The organism is Indioceanicola profundi (assembly GCF_003568845.1).
In the GTDB taxonomy this organism is placed as follows: Bacteria; Pseudomonadota; Alphaproteobacteria; order Azospirillales; family Azospirillaceae; genus Indioceanicola; species Indioceanicola profundi.
Window position 1 is genome coordinate 2,090,703 of sequence record NZ_CP030126.1, and the last position, 13,077, is coordinate 2,103,779.

A 13,077-nucleotide genomic window follows, 5' to 3' on the forward strand; every position below is an offset into this window, starting at 1 on the left:
CGCTTCAAACGAAAACGCCGCCCAGGAGCTCCCGGGCGGCGTTTCGCATTGTATCAGACCTTGGGGTCAGCCCGCGGTCTTGGCCTTTGGCAGGTCCAACTTGATGTGCAGTTCGCGCAGCCGTTCCGGCGCGACGCTGTTCGGCGCCTGCATCAGCAGGTCCTCCGCCCGCTGGTTCAGCGGGAAGACGATGACCTCGCGGATGTTCGGCTCATCGGCCAGCAGCATCACCATGCGGTCGATGCCGGGAGCGGAACCACCGTGCGGCGGGGCGCCCAGCTTGAAGGCCGACAGCATGCCGCCGAACTTTGCTTCCAGCTCCTCAGCCCCGTAGCCGGCGATCTCGAAGGCCTTGTACATGATCTCCGGCCTGTGGTTCCGGATCGCGCCGGAGGACAGTTCGACGCCGTTGCAGACGATGTCGTACTGGAATGCTTTGATCGTCAGCGGGTCCTGGTTCAGCAGCGCATCCAGACCGCCCTGCGGCATGCTGAACGGGTTGTGGCTGAAATCGATCTTCTTCCGCTCCTCGTCGTACTCGTACATCGGAAAGTCAACGATCCAGCAGAACTTGAAGGTGTCCTTCTCGATCAGGTCGAGCTGGTTGGCGATTTCCGTGCGGGCCTGACCGGCCAGCTTGGCCGCCGGACCGACCTGGTCGCAGACGAAGAACACGGCGTCGCCGTCCTGGCAACCGGTCAGCTCGCGCAGCACCGCCTGGGCGGCTTCCGGCACGAACTTGGCGATCGGACCCTTGCCGGCCCCGCCCTCGAAGACGATGTAGCCGAGGCCCGGCGCGCCGAGGCCGCGGGCCCAGTCGTTCAGCTTGTCGAAGAAGCTGCGCGGACGGTCGCCCACGGACGGGGCGCGGACGGCGCGGACCACGCCGCCCTTGTCCAGCACGCCCTTGAACGCCTTGAACTCCACGTCCTCGCGGCGGAACACCTCGCTGACATCGACGATGACCAGCGGGTTGCGCAGGTCCGGCTTATCCGACCCGTACTTCAGCATCGCCTCGTCGAAGGGGATGCGGACGAACGGGTACGGGCTGACGGACTTCTTCACGCCGGTGAAGCCGCTGAACTCCTCGAAGATGCCGTGGATCACCGGCTCGATGGCCGCGAACACATCCTCCTGGGTGACGAAGCTCATCTCGAAGTCGAGCTGGTAGAACTCGCCCGGGCTGCGGTCGGCGCGGCTGTCCTCGTCGCGGAAGCAGGGAGCAATCTGGAAGTACCGATCGAAGCCGGACACCATGAGCAACTGCTTGAACTGCTGCGGCGCCTGCGGCAGGGCATAGAACTTGCCGGGATGGATGCGCGACGGCACCAGGAAGTCGCGGGCACCCTCGGGGCTGCTGGCCGTCAGGATGGGAGTCTGGAACTCCGTGAAGCCCTGATCGATCATGCGCCGGCGGACGGAGGCGATGACGTGGGAGCGCAGCAGGATGTTCCGCTGCATCTTCTCGCGGCGCAGATCCAGGAAGCGGTAGCGCAGGCGCAGCTCCTCGCCGGAATCCTGCTCGGAATTGACCTGGAGCGGGACCTGCTCGGCCGCGCTCTGCACCTCCAGCTCCTTGATCTGCACTTCGATCCGGCCGGTCGGCAGCTTGTCGTTGATAGTCTCCGCCGAGCGGGCGACGACCTTGCCGGTCACGGTGATAACCGACTCAAGGCGAAGGGATTCGGCCGTCTTGAAATTCGGGCTGGAGGTATCGACCACGCACTGGGTGATGCCGTAATGGTCGCGCAGGTCGATGAACATCAACTGCCCATGATCGCGCTTGCGGTGGATCCAGCCCGAGAGGCGGACGGTGTCCCCGGCATTCTCCTGACGGAGCTGGCCACAGGTATGGGTGCGGTACTGGTGCATGGGCTCGGACCTTGGGTCGATCTGGTTGCTTCCGGCGCGACAACGGCATGCGCGGCGGCCCCGCAGAGGGGACCACCGGCGGGGCGCAACACCGCACGGAAACAGGCGCGCTGTCAAGGTGGCGGGCAGCGCTTCCCGCTGAATTGAAAAGCGGCATCCGGAAAACTGGACGGTCCCGTGGGGCGGCCTTGCCAGGACGGAGGGCACGGACCTATCGTCCGCCCCGCAGACACACCCATCTCGAGGACCCAGTAGAATGAAGGCCGCCCCGAACGCCGCCCGCACCGCCCTTCCCTTCCGGCCCCGGTCCGTACTGGCGAAGACCGGTTTCGTCCTGCTGGGAAGCTGGCTGGTCGCCGCTTCGTCCTGGATCGAAGTGCCGATGGTGCCGGTGCCCATGACCATGCAGACCTTTGCGATCGTCGTCATCGGCGCGCTGGCCGGCTGGCGCATCGGTCTGGCGACGCTGCTGGCCTATCTGGCCCAGGGGGCGGCCGGGCTGCCGATGTTCGCCGGCGGGGCCGGCGGGCCGATGGTCTTCGCCGGACCGACGGCCGGCTATCTCCTGGCTTTCCCGCTGGCCGCCGCCCTGACCGGATGGCTGGCGGAGCGGGGCTGGAACCGGAGCCTGCCGCTGCTGTCCCTGTGCATGCTGGGCGGTCATGTCGTAATCCTGGCGAGCGGCGTCGCCTGGCTGGCAGTCCTGGTCGGACCTGCCCAGGCCGTGGGCGCGGGTCTTGTTCCATTCCTCGCCGGCACCGTCTTGAAGTCCGCCCTGGCGGCAGCTTCCATCATCGCCGTCCGGAGCCGGATGCGGCAGGGCTGAGCCCAGCGGGCGGAGGACGGGCATGGCTGTACGGCTCCGCCCCCATCACCTGCTTTGCGTACTGACCTATTCCGGCAAGGGCTATTCGCCGGCCTTCACTGAAAATTTCGACCGGATCGCCGCCCGTCTCGCGGGCGGCGAGGCTGTGTCGCTGGTACAAGGGCCGGACGACGTCTGTGCCGGCTTGGCCGACGCACCCGAGGCTCATTGCCGCAACGCCTCGATCACCGTGCGGGACGAGGCCGCCATCCAGGCGCTTCAACCTCTATTAGGGCCGCTGAAGCCGGGTGCTGCCCTTCTCCTCTCTCCAGCGCTGGTTACCGCCCTCCGCTCTGCCTTCCAGGCCGGAGCGATCCGCAGGGCCTGCCATGGCTGCGAATGGGCTGATTTCTGTACCGCCATAGCTGACAGCGGATTCGGGGATGCCCGCCTGCCATAACGGCACAAAACAACCATAGCGCTAATTTTACAGGAGAGTACTTCTAATTAACCGTTTGGTCACGATCCACATGGTAGCACTGCGGGTAAGAGTGAGCCGGAATTCAGCCGGTTCCGCAGGAGGGGCACAGTCATGTTGATCAGGAATCTGGACGATCTTCGCCGCGACATGAGGGCACGCACTCAGGACATGCGGAAGGAAGCAGCCAAGCTGGCCACGCTGAAGCCTGAGAATGCGCACACGCTCCGTCTCATAGCCGACCGGCTGGACGCCCACATGCGCGACTATCTGCGGGGTTGATCCACGACGCCGGCCGCGGCGGAGAGGTTGGTGGGTGCACAAGGACTCGAACCTTGGACCCGCTGATTAAGAGTCAGCTGCTCTACCAACTGAGCTATGCACCCAACCTCTTCAGGCGGTCATATAGGCGGGAGTGGTGGGTGCACAAGGACTCGAACCTTGGACCCGCTGATTAAGAGTCAGCTGCTCTACCAACTGAGCTATGCACCCTACTTCCCGTCCAGCAGAACCGCGCTGGCCCCAGAACGTTACCGCCCCTGGAGGCGCGCGGTATAGCAAAGCATTTCGGGCTTGTCGATAGGCTTTTGACATGCTCGCCGGAGCAGCCGCGAATAGCTGCTAGAAGTCGCCCATCCCCCGCCGGCTCATCCGCACGTCCCGATGCACATGCACGGACAGCAGCAGGCCGAAGCCGATCATCACTGTCAGCGTCGCGGTTCCGCCGTAGCTGATCAGCGGCAGCGGGATGCCCACGACGGGGATCAGGCCCATATTCATGGCGCAGTTGATGAACAGATACAGAAACAGGTTAACCGTCAGTCCCAGCGCCACCAGCCGGCCGAACTGGTTGCGGCAGCGCATGGCGATGATGAAGCCGTACAGCAGCAGCAGGCAGTAGAGGCCAAGGAAGCCCGCCGCCCCCACCAGCCCGAACTCCTCCGCCAGCATGGTGAAGATGAAGTCGGTCTGCTTCTCCGGCAGGAAGTTCAGGTGACTCTGCGTTCCCAGCAGGAAGCCTTTGCCGAACAGCCCGCCGGACCCCAGCGCGATCTTCGACTGCATGATGTGGTAGCCGGTGCCGAGCGGATCGTTCTCCGGATAGAGGAACGTCAGCACGCGGTTCTTCTGGTAATCGTGCAGAAACTGCCAGGCGATGGGAATTGCCGCCAGGGCGGAGCCGATGACCAGGCCGAACTTCCACCAGCGGACGCCCACGAGGAACAGGATCGCCCCCGATACCATGATGAGGATCAGGGAGGTGCCGAGGTTCGGCTGCATCAGCACGAGTCCGACCGGCGCCAGCGTCATCAGGATCGGCGGCGTGATGAACAGGATACGCCCCGTATCCTCAACCGACGCGCCGTGGAAATAGCGGGCCAGCGCCAGGATCAGGGTCACCTTCATCAACTCGGACGGCTGGAGCTGGATGAAGCCGAGGTCGATCCAGCGCTGCGCGCCCATGCCGATCTGCCCGACCAGTTCCACCGCGACCAGCAGCACGAAGGCTACCGCATAGAGCGGATAGGCCAGCTTCATCCAGATGCGGATATCCACCATGGCGATGACCAGCATCATCACCACGGATACGGAGAATCGGACGGCTTGGCGGGACGCCCACGGGTCCCAATTGCCGTTCGCCGCGGAATAGAGCATGGCGAAGCCGACGCTCGCCACCAGGATGATCAGCAGGACCAGGCTCCACGTCACCTGCCCCAGCTTCTCACCCAATGTCATGTTGTTGGCGTGATCGGCACCGAGATCCCAGCCGCTCATAGCGACGTTCCCCTGGCCGGTGTGCCGGAATCGGCGGCGCGCTCCGGCGGCCGTTCGGCCTGCTGTGCCGACAGGCGGGCTGCGTCCAGCATCTGGCATTCCAGCAGGATGTCGCGGGCAATAGGGGCGGCGAACTTGCCGCCGCCGCCATGCTCCACCACCACCGAGCAGGCGAAGCGCGGCGCGTGGACGGGCGCGTAGCCCACGAACAGGCCGTGGTCCCGCTCCTTCCAGGGCAGGTCCTCGTTCTTCTTCACGCCGGTGGCGCGCTCCGCCATGGTGATCCGGCGGACAAGACTTGAGCCCGTCTTGCCGCCCATCTCCATTCCGGCCTGCATGATGCGCGCCGAATAGGCCGTGCCGCCCGGCTCCGTCACGACGCGGTTCATGGCGTTGATCATGACCTTGAGATGTTCCGGCTTCACGCCGACCTCCGGCCAAGCGGTCGGCGCTTCGTAGAGTCCCTCCACCTCGCTGGTCAGGTGCGGTTTCACCGCATAGCCCCCATTGACCATGCGCGCTGTCATGACGGCGAGCTGGATCGGCGTGGCCAGCACATAGCCCTGGCCGATGGCCGCCACCAGCGTCTCACCCGGATGCCAGACATCCTTGAAGGTGGCCTTTTTCCAGGCGCTGTTCGGGATCATGCCCGGCCGCTCGCCGGGCAGATCCAGCTCCGTCCGGCCGCCCAGGCCGAACCGCCGCGCCATCTCGGACAGCCGGTCGATGCCGAGGCGCCGGGCCATCTCGAAATAATAGACGTTGCAGGAATGCTTGATGGCGTCCGACATGTTGACGCCGCCGTGCCCGCCCTTTTTCCAGCAATGGAAACGATGACCGCCCAGTTCCAGATGGCCCGGGCAGAAGACGCGGGTGTCCGGGGTGGCGATGCCTGCTTCCAGCGCGGCCAGCCCGACGATCATCTTGAAAGTGGAACCCGGCGGATATTGCCCCGCCACCGCCTTGTTGGTGAGCGGCCCGGTTTCATCGGAAGTCAGCCGGCTCCAGAGATCCTGGCTGATACCTGTGGCGAACTGGTTCGGATCGAAGCTGGGGCTGGAGTTCAGGGCCAGGATGCCGCCGGTCTGCACATCCATGACAACAGCGGCGGCGCTGCGCTCGGCGGAAAGACGCTGCTGCACATAATGCTGCAGCTTCGCATCCAGTGTCAGCGTCACCTGCCGGCCGGGCTGTCCAGGCTCCCTCGACAGCTCGCGCACGACGCGGCCGACGGCGTTGACCTCCAGCTGCTGGGTTCCGGACGTCCCACGAAGGGCGAGGTCATGGTGCCGCTCCACCCCGTTCTTGCCGATGCGGAAGCCCGGTAGGGACAGGAGCGGGTCCTCCGACCCCACCAGCTCCTTCTCAGACACTGCGCCGACATAGCCCAGTACATGGGCCGTCGCCTCGCCGAACGGGTAGCTCCGTACCTGCCCCACATCAATGGAGGAGCCGGGAAGGTCGGGGAGATTCACCTCGATGGCGGAGACCTGATCCCAGGTCAGATTCTCCTTGAGGGTCACGGGCGCGAACCGGCGTGAGCGCTGCAAGTCGCGCAGGATGCGCCGATGCTCCGTCTCGCTTACCGGAATGAGCTGGGCGACCTTGTCCAGAACCTCCTGCGGGTTGCCGGCCTGCTCCGAGACCAGGACCAATCGGAAATTCTGCTCATTGACTGCCAGCGGAACGCCGTGGCGATCCACGATCAGTCCGCGCGGCGGGGCGAGCAGCCGCAAGGAAATGCGGTTGTCGTCCGCCATCGTGGCGTATTTGTCGCTCTCCACGATCTGCAGATAGTAAAGGCGCGCAAGAAGGGCGGAGACGGCACCCGCCTTCAACCCGCCAAGCACAAGCATGCGGCGGGTAAGCAGGCGCTGGCGTTCTGCGTCGCGGTCGAAGGCGGATAGCATGTGGCTCAGCCCTCCTCGTTCAGGAAGGCCCGGTGGATGCGCATGAGAATCCATGCGGGTGCTGGAAATATGGCTATGGCGACCAGCGCCTGGAAGACCGCGGGCTTCACATCCAGCACGGTTGCCTCCATCAGTGAGTAGGCCGCCCACTGCACCAGCGAGGCCGCTCCGGCCACCATGGCGAAGCCCCACCAGAGCAGCAGGAAAGAGCTTCCCAGGAAAAAGCGGCGCTGGGTGATCAGCACCCAGTAGCACAAGGTGAGAACCAGCGGCGTCATCCCCAGCGGCGCACCGCTGAGAAGGTCCTGCAACAATCCGATCAGGAACGCGATGGAGGGGCGGAGCAGATCCGGCCGGTGGATCGCCCAGTAGAACACGGCAATCAAGGTCAGCGGCGGGGCGACGGTGGAGAAGCCGGGCAGGCGCATGGGCGCCATCGACACCAGCATCATCGCCACGGTGATCGCGAAGGGCAGCAGATTGCGCCCTGTCTGGTCGAGCCTGTGCCACATGCCCACGGCCATGGCCGGGGTCCTCACTGCATGCCGCCGGGCTGAACAGCTTCGGCGGCAAGTCCGCCGGGGATGCCGAAATCAACCAACTGTACGTGCTCGATGCGGGCAGGGTCCACCATGGGAACGACGCGCACCGTGCCGTCTTCGCCGGTGGCCACGACGCCGACCGGCAGGCCGGCCGGGAACAGCCCGCCATGGCCGGAGGTAAAGACCCGTTCGCCGGGCGTGACCTCCACGCCGCGGGGCATGTAAAGCAGCTTCGGCCGATCGGAGTTGTCGCCGCTGAGCATGGCGCGCTGACGGGTCGTTTCCAGGATCACGGGAATACGGGCATTCAGGTCGGTGATCAGCATCAGTCGGGACGACCATTCGCCGACCTGGACCACGCGGCCGACCAGCCCCTGCCCTGCCATCGCCGCCTGCCCTCGCTGCACCCCGTCGCGGCGGCCGGCCGTCACGACCAGCGTGCGGACCCAGGCTCCGCCCGGATCGGCGACCACACGGGCCGTGACGAAGCTGGCCGCCGGGTCCGGCTTGTAGGCCAGAAGGCCACGGAGTGACTTGTTCTCCGCCTCCAGCCGCAACGCCGCCTGTTGCCAATGCAGCAGGCGCGCATTCTCCTCCCGCAGCCGCTCATTCTCGACATGCAGGTCGGAGAGATTGCGCGCATATTCGATGGAGGTCGCGACGATGTTCGCGGGCCGCGAGATGACGTTCAGGATCGGCGTGAAAGCGTCCGTAACACGAGCGCGGGCCTGATCCACCCGCAGCGTGTCGATCTGGCTGACCAGCATCAGGGCTATGGCGGCCATGACCAACAACAGGAAATAAAACCGGTGAACCAGCGCCCAGACGGGCGCTGCGATCCGAACGACGGTTCCGCTGTTGCGTGTCTTCACGTGGCCGATTCCGCTGAATCCCGGTGATGACGACGGCCCGGAAAGCCGGCCCGACCGCGACATCCGAAGCGCCGCTGCAGGCCCGGTCTCCGGGGCTCCGCCATTCACCGAAAGAATAGCGGAAGACCCTTAATGAAATAACCCTACTGGACGCTTCATCACGACCGATCAGTACATGGTGATCAGTACGTTCTTCAGCGTCTTCATTTCCTCCAGTGCCCGCCCGGTACCCAGCGCCACGCACGACAACGGATCGTCGGCGATGGAAACCGGAAGGCCGGTCGCGTGACGGAGCACGAAATCGAGATTGGACAGAAGCGCGCCGCCACCGGTGAGCACGATGCCCTTGTCGACGATGTCCGCCGCCAGTTCCGGTGCCGTATGCTCCAGTGCCACCTTCACCGCCTCGATGATCTGGCTGACCGGCTCGGCCAGGCTTTCGGAAATCTGGCGCTCACTGATGATGAGTTCCTTCGGAACCCCATTCATCAGGTCGCGGCCCTTGATCTCCATCACCCGGCCCTCGCCATCCTCCGGCGGGCAGGCAGACCCGATCTCCTTCTTGATCCGTTCGGCTGAGCCCTCACCCACGAGCAGGTTATGGTGACGCCGGATATAAGCGATAATCGCCTCATCCATTTTGTCGCCGCCTACCCTTACCGAGCGAGAATACACGATGCCGCCCAAGGAAAGCACGGCCACTTCGGTGGTGCCGCCACCGATATCCACCACCATGCTACCTGTGGGCTCGGTGACCGGCAGGCCGGCGCCGATGGCGGCCGCCATGGGCTCCTCGATCAGGAAGACCCGGCGCGCACCAGCATGATCCGCGGATTCCTGGATGGCGCGCCGCTCGACGGCGGTGCTGCCGGAGGGGACGCAGATGATGACCTGCGGGCTCGCGAAGCTCCGCCGGTTGTGCACCTTCCGGATAAAGTGCTTGATCATCTCCTCGGCCACTTCGAAGTCGGCAATGACGCCGTCCCGCAGCGGCCGGATGGCCTGGATGTTGCCGGGCGTTCGGCCGAGCATCAGCTTGGCCTCATCGCCCACGGCCAGCACCTGGCGCTTTCCGCGGACATTGGCGATGGCCACCACCGAAGGTTCGTTCAGGACGATCCCGCGGCCACGGACATAAACGAGGGTGTTGGCCGTTCCCAGGTCGATCGCCATGTCGGCCGAGAACATACCGAGGAGATTGGGAAACATCGGGGATTTCTCTAGAGTCCGGTGTAGCGGGCCCGCTGCGCGCCCGACCCCGGAGTAAGCCGAACCGCGAAGCTGACATAGACCATTTGAACGGCCCTCCTCAAGAGGTGAAAGGCCGATGCCTGGAATTTGCCCTGATCAGGTTTAAAGAATGGCAAAGAGTGGATGGATGCGGAAGAGGTAATCCTGCCGGGATGGATAGTCGCCCCCTGTCCAGAAGATGCAGGGAGGTCTCAGCCAGCAGAGCCCTGGTATCGGGCATTCTTGGACCAGAAGGCCGTCGGACGTCGAACCGCCATACAGGCGGCCTGCCCAAACGAGACGCCCCGCCCGCCGGCTCCGCCATGCAGGAGCATGACGGGACGGCGAGCGGGGCTGCGGTGATTTACCTTGAGACCAGTGGTGGGCCCGATGCCCCGCTGAACCACGCCCCCTCAGGCGCTCATGGCGGCCGGAGCCGTCTTCTGTCGCTTCACCAGCAGCTTGTTGAGGGCATGGATATAGGCGCGGGCGGTCGCGACCAGCGTATCCGCGTCGGCGCCCTGGCCGTTGACGGTCTTGCCGTTCTCCTCCAGCCGCACCGTGACTTCGGCCTGCGCGTCGGTCCCGGCGGTGACGGCATGCACCTGATAGAGCTGGAGCCGCGCCTCGTGCGGGAAGGCGCTGCGGATGGCGTTCAGTACGGCGTCCACCGGGCCGTTGCCGAAGCTGACCACCGGCGGCAACGCCTTGCCGTCCACCTCGATCTCCAGCACCGCATGCTGCGGCCCGCGGGAGCCGGCGACGACCTGGAGCGCCAGGAACTTCACCCGATCATGCTGGCGGCCGACCTCGTCATCCACGAGGGCGACAATATCCTCGTCAAAGACATCCTTCTTGCGGTCGGCCAGATCCTTGAAGCGGCGGAACGCATCGTTGATGGCGTTGTCCCCCATATCCTCATAGCCGAGCTCCTTCAGCTTGGCCCGGAAGGCGGCGCGGCCGGAGTGCTTGCCCATGACGAGGGTTGAGCGGTTCAGGCCGACCGACTCCGGCGTCATGATCTCATAGGTCTGGGCGTTCTTCAGCATCCCGTCCTGGTGAATGCCGGACTCATGCGCGAATGCGTTCGCCCCGACGATGGCCTTGTTGGGCTGTACTGCGAAGCCGGTGACGGTGGAGACAAGGCGGGAGGCGCGGGTGATGTGCTCCGTCCTGATGCCGTTGGCATAAGGCATGACGTCGCTGCGGGTGCGCAGCGCCATCACGATCTCTTCCAGCGCGGCGTTGCCGGCGCGCTCACCAAGGCCGTTGATCGTGCATTCAATCTGCCGAGCGCCGTTGGCAACGCCGGAGAGGGAATTGGCGACTGCCAAGCCGAGATCGTTGTGGCAGTGAACCGAGAAAATAGCCTTGTCGCTGTTCGGCACCCGCTCGATCAGGGTGCGGAACAGGGCCCCGTACTCCTCCGGCACGGCGTATCCGACCGTATCGGGGATGTTGATGGTGGTGGCGCCGGCCTTGATGGCGGCTTCCACGCAACGGCAGAGGAAGTCGATCTCCGTCCGGCTGCCGTCCTCGGCGGACCACTCCACATCCTCCACAAGATTGCGGGCGTGGGTCACGCTGTCGGTAACCGCCTGAAGCACCGCTGACGGCTCCATCTGGAGCTTGTACTTCATGTGCAGCGGGCTCGTGGAGATGAAGGTATGGATGCGTTTGCGCTCGGCATACTGGAGAGCCTCCGCCGCACGGTCGATATCCATGCGGGCGGCGCGGGCGAGGCCGGCGACGGTGGAATTCTTCACCACGCGCCCGATCTCACGCACGGATTCGAAGTCACCGTTGGAAGCGATGGGGAACCCGGCTTCGATCACGTCGACGCCCATCTCCTCCAGCGTCGCGGCGATGCGCAGCTTTTCCTCCAGATTCATGGAGGCGCCGGGGGACTGCTCCCCATCGCGCAGGGTGGTGTCGAAGATGATGACGCGGTTGGCTTCGCGGCTGATGGTCATGGCGCTGTCCGGTATCTGATCCTGGATTTCGGCTTGGGTCGGCAGGCCTGGATACGGGCGCAATATGCTGCGCCGACGTTCCGGGCGGGTCCCCCCTGAACGCTTCTCCCGAATAGGGCGTGTGCGCTCAGGGGCCGATTAGTCGAAGGGTCAGGCCAAGGCCGGCGGCAAGCGCCAGAGCTAGGCTCGCAGACAGGCCCAGGGACAGAATGGCATCCTGCCGGGCGCTGGCCCGGGCGGCGATGGCTTTGCTCTGTGTCCTGCGGGCGGTCACTGGGGTCCAGTCCTGTCCGGCTGTTCGGAAAAATCACGCAAGCGATTGCCGATCCGCAAGGGCACACAAACCGGCAATCGCATTGCGCACCTTCAAGTTAGGACGCAAGGGCATTAGCGGCAAGGGGTTTGGCGCGCAATGAACATTCCGTATCCGCATGCCTCCCCCCGGCATAACGGTCAGCGGCATCAGGCCGGGACGGTCACGGGACTATCGTCCATATCGGCCCGCTCCGCATAGGGCACGTTGTAGCGGGCGACCAGATGCTCGATCCGGCGGCCGGTCTCATCATCGGGAGCAACCCGGCCCAGATCGTCCAGATGTCGCCGGAGACTGTGGGTCATGAACCCGTCCCGGCAGACCTGCGCTTCGATCCTGTCGAGGTAATGGGTGATCGCATCCATAGCCTGTCCTCCCATCCGCCTGCTGCACATCATCTAAACGCATTCACACGGATGGCCGGAACAGAAGAAGCGAAGACGAGCTGTGATAAAAATAGGGCGCTCATTGTAACCGCGCCGTCATGCTTGCCTGTGCCGCGCCGGCAACACCGGCTGGAGAAGCTGTCAGGCGACGGCCTGGAAAGCTGTGGCAGGGGCCGACGGATCAAGGGCGGCGATGCGCTCATAGGCCTGTGTGGCACGCCGGGCCGCTTCCTGCGCCCGCTGGTCGGGCTCGCCATCGGAAACTTCGCCCTGGTCGGTGGACTGCGCCTTCATCCGCTCGCGGGCAGCCTCCCGCCCGGCTTGCTGCGCCTCCCGCTCCGCTTCGCGCAGTTCGGATAGGCGCCCCTGGGCTTCCATGGCCTGCCGGGTGGCCTGGGCCGCGACCTTGCGGTCCTGGGGCGACGGTTCCGCCGGGGCCAAGGCGGCGCGGCGGACGACCTCCATGTTGGCGATCGTCTTCTCCGGGTCCTTTTCGGGGGAGGCGTCGATCTTCACCTCGCCGCCGATGGCATAGCGCCGCCCGTCGGGACCCTTCTGGTAATCGTAGGTCGGAGCGCCGGCATGCTGGCCGCCAACGGACTGGTGCGTCCGCTCATGCGCGCGCACCTCGGCATCGCGGCGGCGGAGTTCATCCACCTGCTTCCGCTCGTCTTCCGTCAGCCCGTCCGGCCCCTCCCCCGCCTTTCCGCCCTGGCGGAACTGCGACGGATAGGCGGCAAAGCCTGAAGCGCCTGATATGCCCGCCACCATGGCACGCTCCGCCCCGCATCACGCGTGAAGGTAGTTCAGGCTCAATAATCCGTAAAGCCGGTTCCGCCCAGGGCCGGAACGCAGACCGCCCGGCACCTTGCGGTGCCGGGCGGTCCAGCCTGGGCGTTGCCTCGATTATGTGGCGTGCC

Annotated in this window: 13 protein-coding genes and 2 tRNA genes; 3 read left to right on the forward strand and 12 right to left on the reverse strand. The window is 65.1% G+C overall.

Annotation, left to right across the window (positions count from 1 at the left end; translation table 11 throughout):
- Window positions 1–66: 66 nt before the first annotated feature.
- On the reverse strand, window positions 67–1,872 hold the full coding sequence (gene aspS / locus DOL89_RS09990; RefSeq protein ID WP_119679017.1) for an aspartate--tRNA ligase: 1,806 nt from the start codon (window positions 1,870–1,872) through the stop codon (window positions 67–69).
- A gap of 256 nt (window positions 1,873–2,128) precedes the next feature.
- On the opposite strand from aspS, the gene DOL89_RS09995 reads away from it, so the two are divergent.
- The 3 genes from DOL89_RS09995 to DOL89_RS24850 all read left to right on the forward strand — a co-directional run bounded on the left by DOL89_RS09995 (window position 2,129) and on the right by DOL89_RS24850 (window position 3,437).
- Window positions 2,129–2,698 carry a biotin transporter BioY gene (locus DOL89_RS09995; RefSeq protein ID WP_119679018.1) on the forward strand — a complete coding sequence of 190 codons (570 nt, stop codon included), beginning with the start codon at window positions 2,129–2,131 and terminating at the stop codon, window positions 2,696–2,698.
- Between the two features lie 22 nt (window positions 2,699–2,720).
- Window positions 2,721–3,137 carry a DUF1284 domain-containing protein gene (locus DOL89_RS10000; RefSeq protein ID WP_119679019.1) on the forward strand — a complete coding sequence of 139 codons (417 nt, stop codon included), beginning with the start codon at window positions 2,721–2,723 and terminating at the stop codon, window positions 3,135–3,137.
- Between the two features lie 132 nt (window positions 3,138–3,269).
- On the forward strand, window positions 3,270–3,437 hold the full coding sequence (locus tag DOL89_RS24850) for a hypothetical protein (protein ID WP_162937436.1): 168 nt from the start codon (window positions 3,270–3,272) through the stop codon (window positions 3,435–3,437).
- A 28-nt stretch (window positions 3,438–3,465) separates the two neighbouring features.
- Here the strand turns inward: DOL89_RS24850 and DOL89_RS10005 are convergent.
- The 11 genes from DOL89_RS10005 to DOL89_RS10050 form a co-directional block, all read right to left on the reverse strand.
- Window positions 3,466–3,541: transfer RNA gene (locus tag DOL89_RS10005), tRNA-Lys, on the reverse strand.
- Window positions 3,542–3,571: 30 nt separating this feature from the next.
- Window positions 3,572–3,647: transfer RNA gene (locus DOL89_RS10010), tRNA-Lys, on the reverse strand.
- Window positions 3,648–3,776: 129 nt separating this feature from the next.
- The gene (gene rodA / locus DOL89_RS10015; RefSeq protein WP_119679020.1) at window positions 3,777–4,931 is read right to left on the reverse strand and encodes a rod shape-determining protein RodA; all 1,155 of its coding nucleotides are present in this window, start codon (window positions 4,929–4,931) and stop codon (window positions 3,777–3,779) included.
- A complete protein-coding gene (gene mrdA / locus DOL89_RS10020) occupies window positions 4,928–6,841 on the reverse strand; it encodes a penicillin-binding protein 2 (RefSeq protein ID WP_119679021.1) in 1,914 nt (637 codons plus the stop codon). Before mrdA ends, rodA begins: the two co-directional genes overlap by 4 nt.
- A 5-nt stretch (window positions 6,842–6,846) precedes the next feature.
- A complete protein-coding gene (mreD, locus tag DOL89_RS10025) occupies window positions 6,847–7,365 on the reverse strand; it encodes a rod shape-determining protein MreD (RefSeq protein WP_119679022.1) in 519 nt (172 codons plus the stop codon).
- Window positions 7,366–7,376: 11 nt separating this feature from the next.
- Complete coding sequence (gene mreC, locus DOL89_RS10030) at window positions 7,377–8,255, reverse strand: rod shape-determining protein MreC (protein WP_119679023.1); 879 nt, start codon at window positions 8,253–8,255, stop codon at window positions 7,377–7,379.
- Window positions 8,256–8,423: 168 nt separating this feature from the next.
- Window positions 8,424–9,464, reverse strand: coding sequence for a rod shape-determining protein (locus DOL89_RS10035; RefSeq protein ID WP_119679024.1), 1,041 nt, complete (start codon window positions 9,462–9,464; stop codon window positions 8,424–8,426).
- Between the two features lie 434 nt (window positions 9,465–9,898).
- Window positions 9,899–11,458, reverse strand: coding sequence for a 2-isopropylmalate synthase (locus tag DOL89_RS10040; protein WP_119680356.1), 1,560 nt, complete (start codon window positions 11,456–11,458; stop codon window positions 9,899–9,901).
- Window positions 11,459–11,585: 127 nt separating this feature from the next.
- Window positions 11,586–11,732, reverse strand: coding sequence for a hypothetical protein (locus tag DOL89_RS24855; RefSeq protein ID WP_162937437.1), 147 nt, complete (start codon window positions 11,730–11,732; stop codon window positions 11,586–11,588).
- Between the two features lie 188 nt (window positions 11,733–11,920).
- Window positions 11,921–12,136, reverse strand: a complete 216-nt coding sequence (locus DOL89_RS10045; protein WP_119679025.1) for a hypothetical protein — start codon at window positions 12,134–12,136, stop codon at window positions 11,921–11,923.
- Between the two features lie 162 nt (window positions 12,137–12,298).
- Entirely contained in the window at window positions 12,299–12,928 is a 630-nt protein-coding gene (locus DOL89_RS10050; protein WP_119679026.1) for a putative metalloprotease CJM1_0395 family protein, read from the reverse strand.
- Window positions 12,929–13,077: the final 149 nt, after the last annotated feature.